The organism is Pseudomonas sp. Soil_N_39, assembly GCF_057655955.1.
Genome location: NZ_JBDGLI010000001.1, coordinates 126,453 through 143,838 on the forward strand (window position 1 = coordinate 126,453; position 17,386 = coordinate 143,838).

The following is a 17,386-nucleotide window of genomic DNA, read 5'->3' on the forward strand; positions in this document are numbered from 1 at the left end:
CACCGCTCGGTCTGCTCGGCAGACCGAGCTTTTCCCGCACAAATGTATCTCTTTGTATCCAGCCCCCCTGTCGATACGGACTGTTTCTTTCAGGCCCGTCCGTGACATATCCGGGATACCTCACCGGCGTCAAATGAACCCATCGAGACCGCCCCCGCCGTCTCGGGTCATTCGACGTTGGAGACAGTGTCATGAGCCGCAACCCCCAGCATCGCCCAGCGTATGCCACGCCTAGCCCTTGGCGCGGTAGCGGCCAACGCGCGGGACGGCGTGCCATCGCCAGTGATTTGTCCCGGCAACGATCGCCAGGCCTGTCGGCCATTTACTCAAGGAGATTCATCATGCCCGCAGCTTCGTCCTCTTCCGCCTGGCAGCGTTGCCTGGCTTCATCCGCCATCGGCAGTGTGCTCGGTCTCGCACTGCTGGCTGGAAGCAATGGTGCATGGGCGGCCACTGCGGTGGTCGACAACCCATCCTCCAGTACGGTACCAGCTCAATCGGAGGCCATTCGTCCGTATCGCGTTCACGTTGATGAAGCGAAGTTGGCTGATCTGCGCAAACGCATTGTCGATGCGCGGTGGCCGGATAAAGAAACCGTCAGTGATGTGTCTCAAGGTGTGCAACTGGCCCAAGTGCAAGAGCTGGTGAAGTACTGGGGCAGCGGTTACGACTGGCGCAAAGCCGAGGCCAAGCTCAATGCCTTGCCCGAGTTTATCACCACCATCGATGGGGTCGACATTCAGTTCATTCATGTACGCTCGCGCAACCCCAACGCCATGCCGCTGATCCTTACCCATGGTTGGCCGGGTTCACAGTTCGAGTTTCTCAAGACTATCGGCCCACTGACCGATCCGACCGCGTACGGCGGGCGTGCCGAAGACTCGTTCGACGTTGTGATCCCTTCTATTCCCGGTCATGGCTTTTCCGGGAAACCGACCGAATTGGGCTGGGGGCCCGACCGTGTGGCCAAGGCTTGGGACGTGTTGATGAAGCGCCTGGGCTACACCCACTACGTGTCCCAGGGTGGCGATCATGGTTCGGTGATCTCCGATGCACTGGGCCGCCTGGCGCCTCCCGGTTTACTGGGTATCCACTTGAATATGCCGACGACCGTCCCACCGGAGCTGGTGAAACCGATCAACAGCGGCGATCCGGCACCGGCCGGGCTGAGCGATCCGGAACGCAGCGCCTACAACTCGCTGAGTACATTCTTCGGCCGCAATGCCGCCTACGGCGCAATGATGGTGACTCGGCCGCAGACCATCGGCTACCTGCTGGCCGATTCGCCCTCCGGCACAGCCGCGTGGATGTACGAAAAATTCGCCGCCTGGACCGACAGCGACGGCAAACCGGAACGCGTGCTGAGCCGCGATGAAATGCTCGATGACATCAGCCTTTACTGGCTGACGGACACCGGTGCGTCGTCCTCCCGTTTCTACTGGGAGAACAACAACAATAATTTCAGTGCGGCGGCGCAAAAGACGGCGGACATCAAAGTCCCGGTGGCCATCACCGTGTTCCCCCATGAGATCTATCGAGCCCCGAAAACCTGGGCCCAGCGCGCCTATCCATCGCTGTCCTACTACAGCGAAGTCAGCAAGGGCGGCCATTTCGCGGCCTGGGAGCAGCCTCAATTGTTCAGTGAGGAACTGCGCGAAGCCTTCCGGCCGTTGCGCACGGCTGCAAAAAACACGCTTGCCCAGACTGCTCGATAAACCTCTCCAAGCGGTTCCGAACGGGAGCCGCTCACCCGCCGCTCGCAAAGGAGATTCACCATGGACACGACTCTGTTGAACCACACATCCGCCGCGCGGCCTCGGCGCCTGTTCGGCCCATCTATCCTGATGTTCGCCATGATGCAACTGGGCGCCTTGGGACTGGCCTCGTCCCAGGCGAGCGCCGCGGATGTACCTGCCAGCACCATCGCCTCCATCACGCCGGGCAGTCACACCTCGTTCGGCCCGCTCAAGCACGTCAAGGCTGGCCTGCTGGACGTTTCCTATGCCGAGGTCGGTCCTGCCGATGGGCCGGTGGTCATCCTGCTGCATGGTTGGCCCTATGACATTCACAGCTACGCCGACGTTGCGCCGGCACTGGCCGAGAAGGGCTATCGCGTGTTGATTCCCTATGCCCGCGGTTATGGCGATACGCGTTTCCTGTCGGCCAAGACCCTGCGCAACGGCCAGCCTTCTGCGCTGGCAAGCGATCTGATCGACTTCATGGACGCGCTGAAGATCAAGCAGGCCGTGCTCGGCGGTTACGACTGGGGCGCCCGCACCGCCGACATCGTCGCGGCCCTGTGGCCGGAGCGGGTCAAAGCCCTGGTGGCGGTGAGTGGCTACCTGATCGGCAGCCAGGAAGCCGGCAAGACGCCGCTGCCGCCGGCCGCCGAGTTGCAGTGGTGGTACCAGTTCTACTTCGCCACCGAGCGTGGCCGTCTGGGCTACGAAAAAAACACCCACGACTTCGCCAAGCTGATCTGGAAACTGGCGTCGCCGAAGTGGAATTTCGATGACGCGACGTATGACCGAAGCGCCGCCGCTTTGCAGAACCCCGATCACGTCGCCGTCTCAATCTTCAACTATCGCTGGCGCCTGGGCCTGGTGAAGGGCGAGGCCAAGTACGACAAGCTGGAGAAGAAACTCGCGACCTTTCCGTCCATCAGCGTGCCGACCATCACCCTCGAGGGCGACGCCAACGGCGCACCGCATCCACCGGCCGAGGCCTATGCCAAGCGCTTCACCGGCCAATATGAGCATCGTCTGATCGACGGCGGTGTCGGCCACAACCTGCCGCAAGAGGCTCCGCAAGCGTTCGCCCAGGCCGTGATCGACGCCGATCACCTCCAATAGCGCCCAGGGGAGAACAACGATGAAACTCAAGCAACTGGCGGTCTCCGCTGTTATTGCAGTGGCTGCACTGACCGCGACCGGCATCGCCTTGGGCGACGCCGGCAGCGGCGAAGCGTCACCGATCTATGGCGTAAAGCTTCCTGATGGGTATCGCCAATGGGCGCTGATAGCCCCGGCCCAGGAGGCGGAACCCCTGAACGAGCTGAGAGCGGTATTGGGCAATGACCTGGCGATCAAGGCTTATCAGGATTCAACACTGCCGTTCCCGGACGGCGCGGTGCTGGTCAAGCTGGCCTGGAAACACGTCCAGTCGCCGGAGTTCGAGCCGGCTTCGATCCCCGGCGCGGCGACCACCGTGCAGGTCATGGTCAAGGACTCCAGCAAATATGCCGCCACCGGCGGCTGGGGCTTTGGCCGCTTTATCAATGGCAAACCCGCCGATGAGGCACAGCACCAGACGTGCTTCGCCTGCCATCAGGCGCGCGTGCAGAACCACGACTTCGTCTTCACCCGATTCGCCCAATAGCCCTGTCACCCAAGGAGTTTCCAATGAAAAAAGTCATGACCGCACTGGCGTGCAGCGCCGGCCTGTTCATCGCGGCCAACGCGTTCGCACAAACTGAAAAAACCACGGTCGTCCTCGTACACGGCGCTTTTGCCGACGCTTCAAGCTGGAATGGCGTGGTGAAGATCCTCGAGAAAGATGGCTATACCGTTGTCGCCGCAGCCAACCCGTTGCGCAGCGTGAAAAGCGATGGTGCTGCAGTTTCCGCCTTGCTGAGCAGCATCCAATCTCCCGTTGTGCTGGTCGGCCATTCCTACGGCGGCAACGTCATCAGCGAAGCGGCCAACGACCATGCCAACGTCAAGGCACTGGTCTACGTCAGCGCGTTCGCCCCCGAGGCGGGCGAAACCGTCGCCGGGCTCGCCGGCAAATTCCCCGGAAGCACCCTGGGGCCAACCCTTGCTCCACCTGTCGCACTGGCTGACGACGGAAAGGATCTGTACATCCAACAGGACAAGTTCCGCGACCAGTTCGCCGCTGATGTTCCCGCCGGGCAGGCGGCATTGATGGCGGCGACACAGCGTCCGGTCACTGAGGCGGCGTTGAACGAACAGGCCGGGACCCCGGCCTGGAAGCACATTCCGTCCTGGTACATCTACGGCGACAAGGACAAGAACATCCCGCCCCAGACCATGGCCTTCATGGCCAAGCGTGCCGAGGCCAAGGTCGTGAAAGTGGTCAAGGGGGCTTCCCATGTGGTGATGGTTTCCAATCCGGAGCCGGTCGCCCGGCTGATTGAAACCGCTGCTGCGGCGAAGTGATGGCGGGGCCTGTAAAAACTGGTCATAAGAGCAATAGTGCTTACTTAGGGACGTGAAATCCGTGGTGAGGAGTGGTCGGCGCAAGCAACCTCCCTCGCCACAGCAGAGTTTCGTTTCAAGGGCCGGTTAGCGGAATTCACCTTGAATCGGGCAAATATGCCGGCGAATCCGGCAAACGGATCCGTTTCTCGCTCCACATACTTTCGCGCCCCTGGGGCTCTGCCACCGATGTATCCGCTCGAGGGCGCATCGATGGTCGGTTGAAAACATGTGTGTGAGAGCTTGGTATGGAAAACAGCGCTATCCGATTTGCCTGCAACGGTTGCGGGATTTGCTGCAAGGGCCGCCTGATTCCACTGACGCTGAACGAGGCACGGCAGTGGCTCCAACGAGGGCATGAAGTGGCGGTCATACTGGAGGCGTTCGATGAAACGACTTGGGCTTCTGCGCCTGGGCAATTCACCCACAGCGCCCAGCGGGCCGTGGAGGTAACCAGCGGCAATGCGCAGATTCGAGTCGTTGCGGTATTGGCCGGCAATGCCCTGACGCAATGTCAGAACCTGGGCGATGACGGCCGTTGCGGCATCTATGAAGAGCGCCCCCTGGTCTGTCGAATTTACCCGATGGAAATTAATCCGTTCATTACCCTGCGCCCGGCCGATAAGATTTGCCCTCCCGAAGTCTGGGAGGCGGGGGATATTCTCTTCACGGACCGGGTCGTCGATCCGATCCTGGCCGATCAGATCGAACGCTCACGCCAGGCCGATAGAGACGATGCCCAGGCGAAAATCCAGGTATGTGAAGCCCTGGGAATGAATGTCGCGGCGTGGAAGGGCGACGCGTTGGCGGTGTACCTCCCAGACCGAACGCAGCTGTTCGAGGCGATCAGCCGTTACGACGGCGGGTCAGTGGCTCCGGCCCGTGCGGATTGGAAAGTCCGGGTCGACACGCCAGTTTTGCGCGAACAACTGGGCCAGGCAGGGGTAGCGTTGGACGATCAACCGTCCACCCGCTACATCTTCCATAGACTTTAGGTGCCAGGCGAAGTCATCGCTTTGGGCATCCTTATTTCCTGAAATATCTTGTTATACTTGGATGTCAGGGTCTTCTGGCTCTGATGGCTCGTTGAATCGTGCAAGAAATTGCGCTGATCAGGCAAGCGAGCCGAACCACCGGCCCAGCATACTCCACCGTGGGCGGACTTGCGGTCGGAGCGAACCTCGTTCGCTGTGAGCCGTCCAGGCCTGATGTTTCCAGGAGTCGAATGTGCCAACCGATTTTACAAGCGCCAAAACCCTCAGCGACATAGAACGTCTGGCCGATTCGGTCAGTCAACGGCTGCCCAGCGACGGCGACCAGATCACCGCCATACCCGGCTTGAGCCTGCATCGGCGCAAAGCGATCACTGCGCCCATGCACTGCATCTACGGCCTGGGTATCGGCGTCACCTTGCAAGGCCGTAAGCAAGCCATGGTGGGGGAGGACATCCTGACCTATTCACCCGGTCAGTCCATGGTGACCAGCGTAGATCTGCCAGTCATTTCACATATCTGCCAGGCCAGCGTCGCCGAGCCTTTCCTGGGCATGATGCTGAGATTCGAAAGCACCACGGTGATGCAAGTGGCCGAGCGCATGCGGCTGTCGCAACGCATGAGAGACGACGCGTTCAAACCCATTACCGTGCAGGCTTTGGATGCCGGTGTGCTGGATGCCCTGAAGCGTCTGGTCGAGCTGTTGAAGGAGCCGCCACTGCTTGAGACTGTGGCCCCGCTGATCAAGGAAGAGATCATCGCTCGTCTGTTAAGCGGTGCCCATGCTCCGCAATTGCTGCATGTCATCGCCGCAGGCTCACCCAGCCAACACATCGCCAAGACCCTCGCCTGGTTGAAACTCAATTTTCGCCTGACGCTGCGCATGGACGATCTGGCGGCACAGGCGCACATGAGTCCTTCTACCTTTCGCCAGCACTTTCGCACCGTGACCGGAATGAGTCCGCTGCAATACCAGAAACAGTTAAGGCTACAAGCCGCTCGGCATTTGATGTTGACCCAGAATGTCGACGCGAGCAGCGCAGGCGGGCAGGTTGGCTATGAAAGTGCTTCGCAGTTCAGCCGCGAGTACAGCCGCCTGTTCGGAGAGCCACCGCAGCGGGATATCAAGCGGATTCGCTTGTAACAGGGAGGCACGTCTGGCAGCGCAACTGCCAGACGGCCTCATGTTTCTGTCACGTCAACTTGAACGGCAACTCACGCAACGGCTTACCCGTCAGGCTCGCCACGGCATTGGCAAACGCCGGAGCCAACGCTGGCAAACCGGGCTCACCCATCCCCGTGGGTGGTTCGGCGCTGGGCACGATGTGGACGGCGAATTCCGGCATGTCGGTAATGCGCGGCACGCTGAAGTCGGCAAAATTGCTCTGCTGCACGACGCCGTCCTTCAGGGTGACGGCGCCACCTGGCAGGCACATCGACAAGCCCATCAGCGCAGCGCCTTGTACCTGGGCTTCAACGCTGCGTGGGTTGACGACCAGATTGCAGTGCACGCCGGCGGTCACCTGGTGCAGCACCGGACGACCATCCTGCACCGAGGCTTCGACGACGTACGCCACCACCGAACTGAACGATTCGTGGACCGCCACGCCCCAGGCACGGCCCGCCGCCAGCTGGCGCTTGCCATACCCACTCTTGTCCACGGCCAATTGCAGCGCTTCGCGATGCCGTGGGCTCTGGTCGCCAAACAGCTTCATCCGGTACGCCACCGGGTCCTGTTTGGTGGTGCGGGCGATCTCGTCGATCAGTGTTTCCATCACGAATGCCGTATGGGTGGAACCGACGCTGCGCCACCACAATACGGGGACGTTGAGTTTGGGGTGGTGGACTGTCAGGCGCATCGGCAGCGGATAAGGATTACGCATTCCCTCTGTTGCGGTGGCATCGATCCCGTTCTTCACCATCCCCTCGAACAGCGTGCCACTGACGATGGATTGCCCGACCAAGACATGGTCCCAGGCCAGCACCTTACCGCTGTCGTCAAAACCGATGCGCGCGCGGTGCAGGTGCATGGGGCGATAGTAGCCACCCTTGATATCGTCCTCACGGCTCCAGAGTGTGCGGATAGGAGCATCAAGCCCGGCGGCGTGCGCGGCCTTGGCCACCTCGCAAGCCAGCACGACAAAATCGTTGGTGGGCACGCCACGCCGGCCGAAACCTCCGCCCGCCGTCTGCACATTGACCTGGACTTGTTCGGGTTGCAGATTCAGGACCCGTGCAGCTGCCGCGCCATCGCCGCCAGGAAACTGGGTGCCGACCCACAACTGGGCGCGCCCCTGCGCGAGTTGCACGGTGCAGTTCAACGGCTCCATGGGCGCGTGGGCGAGGTAAGGGAACACAAACTCGGCTTCCAACTGATGCGGCGCGCTGGCAAGCGGTGTCATGTCAGCGTCGAATTGTCGTGGGCCGGGTTGAGCGGCCAGCTCCCGGTATTGGACCCGTTGCTTTTCACTGTCCACTTTCTCGACGCTGGCCAAGTCCCATTCCAGCTTCAGCGCATCACGCGCCAGTTTCGCCTGCCAATAACCGTCCGCCACCACAGCAACGCCTTCAGCACCTCGGTCCAGCGGCACGCGAAACACAGCTTTCACCCCTTTGGTTGCCCGTGCCGCACTGTCATCCAAAGAGGCAATCCTGGCGCCGAACACTGGCGGACGTGCCACCACGGCTGTGAGCTGCCCCGGCAGATGCATGTCGATGCCAAATTCCTGCTGGCCACTGCTCTTGGCTTTCGCATCGATGCGCGTGGTGGCCTGGCCGATGATTCGGAAATCCTTGGGATCCTTGAGCGTGATCGTTTCCGGTACGGGCAGGGCCATCGCGGCCTCGGCCAGCTCGCCATAGCTCGCTTTACGCCCGGCGGGGCCGAGCACCATGCCGGCTTGGGTGCTCAGGCTCGCGACATCGACGTTCCAACGCGCGGCTGCCGCCGCAAGCAGCATGGCGCGAGCGCGGGCGCCCAGTTCGCGGTATTGGGTATAGCTGTTCTTGATCGAGTTGGAGCCGCCAGTCAGGTGTATGCCAAAGGCCGGGTCCATATAGGCGGCGTCGCTGTTACCGTTGCGACTGCGCACCAGGCTCCAGTCGGCATCCAGTTCTTCGGCGAGAATCATGGGCAGGGCGGTCTGCACACCCTGGCCGAACTCCAGGCGGTTGATGGTCACCGTTACCACGCCGTCAGGGGCGATCTGCACAAATGCGGAGGGCTGCTGAGTCGGTTTGAGCGGCGTTGGGACTGCGCCGTTGGTCTCCTGCGCCAGGGCCAAGTGGGGAAAAGCGCCGAGCGCCAGACCACCGATGCCGACAATCTTGAGAAAACTGCGGCGGGGCAGCGTAGCGGGGCCGTCGGCCTGATCGCGCTCCAGCGTGTGCTGCAAGGCGCGGGGCAACTCGTCGGGGAAAATCTCGTTCAACATGGTCGGCTCCGATCAGGCAAGGGCTTTGGCGGCATCAGCCACCGCGGCGCGGATTCGGGCGTAGGTGCCACAGCGACAGATGTTGCCGGCCATGGCCGAGTCGATCTCGGCCGCCGTGGGCTGCTTGCCCTTGGGCTGGGCCTTGAGAAAAGCCGTTGCGCTCATGATCTGGCCACTCTGGCAGTAGCCGCATTGCGCCACGTCGTGTTTGACCCACGCCTCGTGCACGGCACTGCCAACCGGGTCGCTGCCATCGGTTGCCGCTTCGATGGTGGTGATCTTCTTGCCTTCGGCGGCGGCGATGGGCGTCACGCAGGAACGAATGGCCTGGCCATCCAGGTGCACGGTGCAGGCACCACAAAGCGCCGCGCCGCAGCCGAACTTGGTGCCGGTCATGCCCAGCGTGTCGCGCAGGGTCCAGAGAATAGGGGTTCCAGGGTCGACGTCGACCGTGTATTCACGGCCGTTTATGTTCAGGGCGCTCATAGGGGGACCAGCTCCAGATGGTTTGGCTCTGATCAACTATAGGAAGGAATATTTGCGGAGGGTTGCACGATCCGGGCTGATGCTTGCCCGATCCTGCGAATCAATGTGCCCGGGAAGGCAACGCTGCTGTGTCAGTGCAACAGCGCGGTAGGCCCGGCGCCAGGGCAATGGGCATGCCTTGAAGGCGGGAGGAAAGGAGCCGCGGTGGGAGTGCTTCCGGCTCCTTCCTCCTGCACGGTTACATCAACGGAATGCTGTAGCTCACAAACAGGCGATTTTGATCCTGGTCGCGGGCGATATCGCTTCGCGACATCCCGTTGCGCCAGCCGAAACCGACGTTCTTCAACGTGCCGCTCTGGATCACATAGTCCAGGGAGATATCACGTTCCCATTCACTGGCGTCCCGGCCGCTGGCGGTCTGGATGTTGTCGCCCTTGAGGTACATCACCGAGGCCTTCAAACCCGGAACGCCAAGCGCTGCGAAGTCATAGGCATATTGCGCGAATGCCGTGCGCTCACCGGCCTGGATGAACGTCTGGATGGTGCGGTCGGTGTAGAGGTAAAGACTTGCGCCGCCTTCGCCTTTGCCCACCAGGCCGCCCTGATTCAGTTGCGTAAAGTTGCTGTCTTCGGAAACACGCTGATAACCCGCGGTAATGGCATGGCCACCCAACGAATAAATGAACGCCGCGCTCCAGGTGTCGTTGTCGATCTCGCCGTTGCCATCCTTGGTATAACCGCCGAGTTTGTAACCACTGGCGCGACCGGCAGCGCTGCTGTTCTTGCCATCGGACGTGGTTTTGAAGTAACGCAGGTCGGTTTTCAACGAACCGTATTCACCCAACGGTAATACATGCAGCAAACCGGCGAAGTGCTGTTGATAGTAGTCTTCAAGATTGGCGTAGTAATACTGCGCGGTCAGATCCTTGGTCAGTTTGTAATCGCCACCGGCAAAGGTGAATTTATTGCTTTCCTGGGTGCCGCCCGCAACGGCCAGGCCGGCGCTGTCGCTGGACGCACGCCCTGTGGCGTGTTCCAACTGGCCAGCGGTGAACGTCAGGTTGTCGATTTCATTGCTGGTGACTTGCCCGCCCTCGAAGGTTTGCGGCAGCAGGCGACCATCGTTGGAGACCAGGATCGGCAACTTCGGTTGCAAGGTGCCGTACCGCAGCTCGGTCTTGGAGACACGCATCTTGGCCGTGGCACCGAGACGAGCCCATTGGTCCGCCGCCTTGTCGCCATCGTTGGGAAACATCGAGCCACCGACATGACGGCCGGCGCCACTGTCGAGCTTCAGGCCCAGCAGCCCCATGGCATCCAGGCCGAACCCGACGGTGCCGTCGGTAAACCCCGACTGATAATTGAGCATGAAGGCCTGGCCCCATTCTTCGGTCTTCGAAGGCGCGGCGGCTCCGTCACGGTTATCGTTATTGAAGTAGAAGTTGCGCAAGTTCAAGTTGGCCTTGCTGTCGCTGATAAAATCAGCCGACGCCAATGGGCTGAGGACAAGCGTCATACCACCCGTTAAAACACTCAGTACGTTAAATAGGACTTTCATCAGGGCGAACTCCACCGCGGAATCTCTGTTCCGGGCATGTTGAAAAGACAGCAGGAAGCGCTCGACCGATCAGATGATTGGCCGAGGCGTTAAATAACTCGTTGGAAAAACTTCAGTGCATTGAGTGGGGTAGGGGATAAATCTCCAAAGAACGGCATCAGTAAAAGTCCCTGGGGTTATCAGTCGATCAATCCATGAGCGTCATAGAACGGATACGGCCCGGGATACTGGCCAAACACACCGTTATGGGTCACCAAACTCTGGTCATGCCAGTGATGCAGCAGGTATCCGGGTGGTTCCAGGTTGAAATGCGCGGGCGCGCTTGGCTGTAGATCCAGGACGATTTGATGTGAGGTGCCGGGGCACACGCAACTCAGGCTACCGCCGAAGCGCCGCTGCATCGGCCGATGCAAATGCCCGCAGAGCAAACGCTCTACCTGTGGATGGCGGGCGATGACCTGTTCCAGTGCCGAGGCGTTGATGAACGGCTCGCGGTCCATGTGGCCGATGCCGCTGATAAACGGCGGATGGTGCAGGACCAGCAGCGTTGGCACCTCGGGACGACGGGCCAACTGTTCATCGAGCCAGCGCAATTGGCTATCCAGTAACTGACCGCCATGACCGCCGGGAATGGTGCTGTCCAGGCCAATCAGGCGCAGCGGATGCTCCTCGACGACCCAATCCAAGGGGGCTCCAGCCAAACTTGGCAAGTAGGCGTGATCGGCAAATGCCGCCCGCAAATGTTCGCGGTTGTCGTGGTTGCCAGGCACCAGGTAGCAAGGCATGTGCAGGCGCGCCAGTTCGGGGTGCAATACGGCGTATTCATCAGGGCGACCGAAGTCGACCAGGTCGCCACTGATTACTACGATGTCGGGGCGCGGCACCTGGGTATTCAAATGATCGACGGCACGACGCAACGCGGCGAGGGTATCAACGACGCCATAGGTCAGTTTTTCCCCGGCCTTGAGATGCAGGTCACTGATCTGCGCAATGAGAAACGGATGATTCAAAATAAGCCCTCTGAAAACACGAAGATCACGATGACAGGGTGAACAGCACTTGCGGCTCGACGGCCAAGGCAATCAGGGCGCCGGTGGCGTGGGTGACGTTGTCGGTGCTGTCCACGAGCAATGGCTGGGCGGCGCCGACGTCCACCAACAAGCGGCTTTGGGCCCCTTGGAAAAACTGGCCCACCAGGCGCCCGCGCAGATGCCCCTCGCTGTCCATCACCCGCAAATGCTCGGGCCGGCAGTAGACGGTGGCAGGCAGTCCGCCACCGCGCCACGGCAACTCTCCGCCGTGGACTTTCAAGCCCAGGGGCGTGTGGGCGAGCACTGGAAAAGCGTTGAGGTTGCCGACAAAACTGGCGACGAACGTGTTGGCCGGTTGTTGGTAGATGTCCCTTGGGCTGGCCAACTGTGCGACGCGGCCGTGTTCCATGACCAGAATCCGATTGCCCAGGGCCATGGCTTCGCCCTGGTCGTGGGTGACGAACACCGCCGTAATGCCCAGATGGCGTAGCAACTGATCCAACTCGCTGCGCAAGCGTTCGCGCAACTGCGCATCCAGCGCCGCCAACGGTTCGTCAAGCAGCAATACCCGAGGCTTGGGCGCCAGGGCGCGGGCGAGGGCGACCCGCTGGCGTTGACCGCCGGACAGCTCGTGGATGCTGCGCTTGCCATGGTCCTGAAGGCCCACCAGTTCCAGCAACTCCGAGCAGCGCCTGTTCCGTTCAGCCGGCGCCATGCCGCGAATCTTCAAGCCATAAACGATGTTGCCGGCCACATCCAGGTTGGGAAACAACGCATAGTTCTGGAACACCATGCCCACGTCGCGTCGTTCGATGGGCAGGCGGGTGACGTCGGTGTCGCCAAAAAACACCTGCCCCGCATCCGGACGCTCAAGGCCGGCGATCAGGCGCAAGGTCGTGGTTTTACCGCAACCGGACGGGCCGAGGATCGCCAGGGTTTCTCCGGCATTGATGGTCAGGTCCAGGTCATGGACGGCAACGGTGCCGTCGGAGAACGCCTTGCGGCAACCTGCCAGGCGAATGGTGGTTCCGGTCATCGTTTTTCTCCACGGGAAAGGCGCGCGCTGATGGCCTGCAGCGCAATCAGCAGCGGCACGATCATCAGCAGGAATATGAGGGTGTAGGCACTGGCGACTTCCAGCCTGGCTGAGGCATAGCTGTCAGCCAGGCCTACCGGCAATGTTTTGGTCATTGGGGTGTGGAGCATCCAGGTCAGGTTGAACTCGCCCAACGACAGCGTGACGACCATCAGGACCCCAGCGAGGATCCCCGCCCGGCAGTTGGGTACCACCACACTGAAGAATCGTCGTAGCGGCCCGGCGCCAAGGCTGGCGGCGGCTTCTTCCAGGACAGGCAGTTGCTGACGTTGCATCACCGCCATTACCGGGCGCACCAGGAACGGCAAGGTGAACAGCACATGGCCGACGAGGATGAACAGCCAACTGCTGCGAAACCCACCGAATTGCCCATAGGTGAGCAGCAACGCCAGGGCGCTGGCCAGGCCAGGCATCGCCACCGGCAGCACCATCAGTTCCTCGAACGCACGGCTGAAGCGGTTGTTCATCCGCACCAACGCGTAAGCCGCCGGAACACCCACCACGCAGACGCACAGCGCACAGGCCACGGCCAGTTGCAGGGATAGCCAGACTGTCGGCGAATAGGCCTGCCAGACTTGCACCAGCCAATCGAACGTCAGGCCACTGGAGACGCCCTGGAAATAATTGCGCGTGAGCCCGGCCAGCAGTGACATCAGCACGGGCACCAACATGAACGCGCAGACCAGCAGGGTAAACACCAACTGGCCGATAAACAGCGTTGAGCGCTTCACAAGACGGTCCTCGAGTTTTTTGCCAGCCGTCGGGCCAGTAGCAGTACTGCCCACGTCAGCGCCCCCAACACCACCGACAGCGCAGCGGCCACGGCGAAATTGGCGTAGTTGGTGAACACGTTGTAGATCGCCACCGGGGTCACATTCAGGCGGGTGCCGAGGGTGAAGGCCGTACCGAACGCGCCCATGGAGGTCGCAAAGCAGATCGCCCCGCACGAGACCAGTGCCGGTGCCAGACCGGGGACGATGACATCGCAAACCACTCGCCAGTGGCCGGCGCCCAGGGAATGAGCGGCTTCTTCCAGGCTGCGATCGAGGCTTTCACAAGCAGCCATCACCGTGAGGATCACCCGTGGAATCGAGAAGTACAGATAACCGAGGCACAACCCCATCAGCGAGTAAGCGAAGATCCAGCGTTCACCCGCCAGCTCGAGGCCAAGGCTGGCGAACAAGCCTTGGCGCCCGGCCAGCAGAATCACCAGGAAGCCGACCACCACGCCGGGGAATGCCAACGGAAACGTTAACAAGGCGACCAGCAGCGAGCGGCCGAAGAAGCGTTGGCGGCTGAGAAAAAAACCACTGATGCCCCCCACCAGGAGCGCCGCCAGGGTCGTCGCCAAGGCCAGCAGGCAGGTCTGTACCAGACTGCCCAGGTATTGCGCACTGCTCAGTACCTGCCAATAGCCGCTTTCGCCGCCGTCGCGATTTTGCCCGCCCAGCACGATCAGATGCGCCAGTGGCAACAACCAGAACGCGAACAGCACCGCAGCCGCAGGCGCCAGGGCCCAGGCCGCGGTCAGCCGCAAACGCGGCACCGTGGCCTGGCCCGAAGGGACTCCCCGGGCTTTTATTACCGAGGCGGTCACTTACTTGACCTCTTTCAGATAACGTGCGGAGAAGGCTTCCTGTGCCGCCGCCATCTGTTGATAGTCGACCACGCCGGCCCGTGCGTAATCGCTGTCTGGCAGGAACTGGGACGCGATGTCGGCAGGCATCTTCATCGCCCGCACCGGTCGCAGGTAGGCCTTGGCCCAGAGCGCCTGGCCCTGGTCGGACAGGACGAAGTCCAGGACCTTCTCGGCATTGGCCCGATGCGGCGCGTTGCCGACGATGCTCATGACGTAAGGCACGCTGATGCTGCCTTCCTTGGGGATCACGAAAGCAACGTTGGCCTTGTCCTTGTAACGTGCCCGATAGGCGTTGAAGTCGTAATCCACCAGAATCGGCAACTCCCCGGACAACACCCGTGCGTAAGCGGTCTGCTTGGGCACGATGGGTGAGTTTTTCGCCAGTTTCTGGAAGTAATCGATCGCCGGCGTGAAGTCATTGAGGCTACCGCCCATGGCCTGGTTGATCGCTACCGCGGAAACGTAACCGACGAACGCGCTGGATGGATCAAGGTAGCCGACCATGCCTTTGTACTCAGGCTTGAGCAGATCGCCCCAGCTTTGCGGCACAGGCAAGCCGCCCAAGGCATCGACGTTGACCATGATGCCCAGGGTGCCGGAGTGAATGGCGAACCAGTGTCCCTGCGGATCTTTCAAGCCTGCCGGAATCTGTTCCCAGCCCTTGGGTTGATAAGTGCCGACCACCCCGGCTTTTTGCGCCTGCAAACCGAAGGTCACGCCGTAATACACCACGTCCGCTACAGGCGCGGCCTGTTCGGCGACCAGTTGCGCCAGTGCCTGCCCGGAGTTCTTGTTGTCCAGCGGGACCTGCACGCCAGTGGTATCGGCAATGGCCTTGAGCTGTGTGCCCCAGTCGGCCCATTCCGGTGGGCAGTTGTAGCAAATCGCCGTTTCGGCGGCCTGGGCCAGGCTGGCAGCGCCGCATAGCAGTAACGTCGCCAGGGTTTTACGCAAGCGAATCATCAAGTGTCTCCTTGTAGGATTGAGTACTTTCGCCCGGCCGGATATGGCAGGGCAGGCAATGGGTAACCGGTGTGGCGCCGGCAATCTGCGCCAGCAATTGATTGATTACGGTGCAGGCCAAGGCCTCGATGGGCTGAACCACGCTGCACAATGTCGGGTGCATTTGAGTGCCGAGGGCGATGCCATCGAATCCCATGACCGAGAGCTGTTGGGGCACGTGCCAGTCGTTGCGACGCAGTTGTGCGATCAGGCTGATGGCCAACAGATCGTTGGAGCAAACCAGTGCGCTGAGGGCCTGCGGACCTTGCAGGAAGGGCGCGATGGCGGCGAAGTCCGCCTGGGTATGGGCCGGCATTTCAATCACCGGCAGGCTGTCGAGGCCGGCCTCGCGCATGGCGTCGCAATAACCGGCGTAACGCAGGCGAGCGCGGTCCGATTGCAGGGCCGGGCCGGCAACCATGCCAATGCGCCAATGCCCGGCTTCCAGCAGATAACGAGTGGCCAGAGCCATGCCGGCGCGGTTGTCCACCGACACGGCGCTGTAGTGCGGATTGCCCGGCTGGTGATAAGCCAGCACAAAAGGCGTGTCCTCGCTGTCCAGGCTTTGCAACACGCGGTTGCTCTCGGCGTCGGTGACCGTGAGGACCAGGCCATCGACCCGCTGGCGCAACAACTCCTCGACCACCACGCTTTCGCGCTCGCTGCTGTAGTCGGTCGTCGCCAGGAGCAGGTTGTAGCCGCGCAAACGCGCAGCGCGCTCCATGGCTTGGAATTGTTCGGCGAACACGGGATTGAGCAGGTTGGGGACCACCACACCGATCAGCTTGGTCACTTGCAGGCGCAACTGACGACCAAGACGATTGGGCCGGAAACCCAGCTGCCGTGCGGCGGCGAACACCTGCTCGCGGGTAGCCGGACGCACTACTTCAGGGGAGGCGAAGGTGCGGGCAGCGGTAGCTCGCGAAACCCCTGCCAGACGTGCCACTTCTTTCAAATCAGTCATTGTCACTCGCTTGAGATCGATCTCATTGGCGAGGACAGTAGCCAGGAATCGTGGCATTTCGGCGAAGGAGTGATGACAGTTTGATGTCAGCTGGCGGTGCCTACCTCGGACGGCCATTCCGGGCGCGCGATACCTGCTTGCAGGTCGGCATGATTGACGTGCCGTCGGCTAGCCTTTGTTGCAGGCGGTTACCGATGGGGCTGTTGCTACTTGCGAATCAAGGCTATGACGTATTCACAGACTTGCGGCGTGGCGTTTTCGAACGTGCAGGCTTCTTCAGGCAGTCCCAATTGCAAGCAGTCGCCTTGTTCCAGAAGGTAGGTGGTGGTGCCCTTGGTAAACGTCAGCGTGCCTTGCGTGGCCCACACCTGCTGATGAAGGAACGCGTAAGCCGTGGCGGGATAGCTGATGCGCACGCCCGGGGGCAGTTGCACACTGATGAGTTCCAGTGGCCAGCCCTCCCGGGGTGAGACTTGCTGGCGCGCATAGCCGGTTTCCGGGTCTACCCAGCGCGGTTGCTCCGCCGCCCTTGAAAGAAGTCCCGAGCGCCCCTCGGCCCGATGCAGCAGGGTAGAGAGGGGTAAACCGAAAGCACCTGACAACCGGCCCAGGATCGTTGAGGTAGGGCTGACCTGTGCGTTTTCAATTTTGCTGATCATAGCCTTTGATACGCCGGAGAGCTGGGCGAGCTCGCCGATGGACCATTCACGGGCGGTTCGCTCGGCTTTGATGGTCAGGGCGATGTCAATGGGTTGGTTGTTCACTATAGAAGACTTCCAGGTCAGGGTAATTTAATTTCAGCTTAGCGGCTGGCGCGCATCAAGTCGGTGCAAAAAATAAATAATGCTCTATTTTTGTGCGTTAAAATTTTCTATGAAAGTAAACCTATGATTTTAATCAAAAATAATAATGAGTTTTTCATGTTTCAAAATAAATCTATTGTTTGAAGCATAGCCGATTGAAACTA

16 protein-coding genes are annotated in these 17,386 nt (G+C 61.0%); 6 read left to right on the forward strand and 10 right to left on the reverse strand.

What is annotated here, in order from left to right:
• Positions 1–341 precede the first annotated feature (341 nt).
• The 6 genes from AC3A5O_RS00515 (at position 342) to AC3A5O_RS00540 (ending at position 6,353) form a co-directional block, all read left to right on the forward strand.
• Positions 342–1,715, forward strand: coding sequence for an epoxide hydrolase family protein (locus tag AC3A5O_RS00515; RefSeq protein WP_487752728.1), 1,374 nt, complete (start codon positions 342–344; stop codon positions 1,713–1,715).
• 60 nt (positions 1,716–1,775) lie between these two features.
• On the forward strand, positions 1,776–2,852 hold the full coding sequence (locus tag AC3A5O_RS00520) for an alpha/beta fold hydrolase (RefSeq protein ID WP_122566898.1): 1,077 nt from the start codon (positions 1,776–1,778) through the stop codon (positions 2,850–2,852).
• 19 nt (positions 2,853–2,871) lie between these two features.
• A complete protein-coding gene (locus AC3A5O_RS00525; RefSeq protein WP_305467056.1) occupies positions 2,872–3,378 on the forward strand; it encodes a cytochrome P460 family protein in 507 nt (168 codons plus the stop codon).
• Positions 3,379–3,401: 23 nt separating this feature from the next.
• The gene (locus AC3A5O_RS00530; RefSeq protein ID WP_487752729.1) at positions 3,402–4,178 is read left to right on the forward strand and encodes an alpha/beta fold hydrolase; all 777 of its coding nucleotides are present in this window, start codon (positions 3,402–3,404) and stop codon (positions 4,176–4,178) included.
• 287 nt (positions 4,179–4,465) lie between these two features.
• Complete coding sequence (locus tag AC3A5O_RS00535) at positions 4,466–5,212, forward strand: YkgJ family cysteine cluster protein (protein ID WP_122566895.1); 747 nt, start codon at positions 4,466–4,468, stop codon at positions 5,210–5,212.
• A gap of 232 nt (positions 5,213–5,444) precedes the next feature.
• Positions 5,445–6,353, forward strand: coding sequence for an AraC family transcriptional regulator (locus tag AC3A5O_RS00540; protein WP_122566894.1), 909 nt, complete (start codon positions 5,445–5,447; stop codon positions 6,351–6,353).
• A gap of 49 nt (positions 6,354–6,402) precedes the next feature.
• Here the strand turns inward: AC3A5O_RS00540 and AC3A5O_RS00545 are convergent, their stop codons facing one another.
• From AC3A5O_RS00545 to AC3A5O_RS00590, 10 genes are all read right to left on the reverse strand, one after another.
• On the reverse strand, positions 6,403–8,643 hold the full coding sequence (locus AC3A5O_RS00545) for a xanthine dehydrogenase family protein molybdopterin-binding subunit (protein WP_354338982.1): 2,241 nt from the start codon (positions 8,641–8,643) through the stop codon (positions 6,403–6,405).
• 12 nt (positions 8,644–8,655) lie between these two features.
• Positions 8,656–9,129, reverse strand: coding sequence for a (2Fe-2S)-binding protein (locus tag AC3A5O_RS00550; RefSeq protein ID WP_122566892.1), 474 nt, complete (start codon positions 9,127–9,129; stop codon positions 8,656–8,658).
• A gap of 238 nt (positions 9,130–9,367) precedes the next feature.
• Entirely contained in the window at positions 9,368–10,687 is a 1,320-nt protein-coding gene (locus AC3A5O_RS00555; protein WP_305481598.1) for an OprD family porin, read from the reverse strand.
• 179 nt (positions 10,688–10,866) lie between these two features.
• Positions 10,867–11,697 (reverse strand): phosphodiesterase, encoded by an 831-nt coding sequence (locus AC3A5O_RS00560; RefSeq protein WP_487752730.1) that lies wholly within the window; start codon positions 11,695–11,697, stop codon positions 10,867–10,869.
• A 25-nt stretch (positions 11,698–11,722) separates the two neighbouring features.
• Entirely contained in the window at positions 11,723–12,754 is a 1,032-nt protein-coding gene (locus AC3A5O_RS00565; protein WP_487752731.1) for an ABC transporter ATP-binding protein, read from the reverse strand.
• On the reverse strand, positions 12,751–13,545 hold the full coding sequence (locus AC3A5O_RS00570) for an ABC transporter permease (protein ID WP_122566889.1): 795 nt from the start codon (positions 13,543–13,545) through the stop codon (positions 12,751–12,753). Before AC3A5O_RS00570 ends, AC3A5O_RS00565 begins: the two co-directional genes overlap by 4 nt.
• Entirely contained in the window at positions 13,542–14,360 is an 819-nt protein-coding gene (locus AC3A5O_RS00575; protein ID WP_163006776.1) for an ABC transporter permease, read from the reverse strand. The genes AC3A5O_RS00570 and AC3A5O_RS00575 overlap by 4 nt, the downstream gene beginning before the upstream one ends.
• 51 nt (positions 14,361–14,411) lie before the next feature.
• Positions 14,412–15,416: an ABC transporter substrate-binding protein gene (locus AC3A5O_RS00580; protein WP_305467050.1), complete on the reverse strand. Its 1,005-nt coding sequence runs from the start codon at positions 15,414–15,416 to the stop codon at positions 14,412–14,414.
• Positions 15,400–16,419 (reverse strand): LacI family DNA-binding transcriptional regulator, encoded by a 1,020-nt coding sequence (locus AC3A5O_RS00585; protein WP_487752732.1) that lies wholly within the window; start codon positions 16,417–16,419, stop codon positions 15,400–15,402. The genes AC3A5O_RS00580 and AC3A5O_RS00585 overlap by 17 nt, the downstream gene beginning before the upstream one ends.
• 206 nt (positions 16,420–16,625) lie before the next feature.
• Positions 16,626–17,183 carry a helix-turn-helix domain-containing protein gene (locus AC3A5O_RS00590; RefSeq protein WP_122566886.1) on the reverse strand — a complete coding sequence of 186 codons (558 nt, stop codon included), beginning with the start codon at positions 17,181–17,183 and terminating at the stop codon, positions 16,626–16,628.
• Positions 17,184–17,386 lie beyond the last annotated feature (203 nt).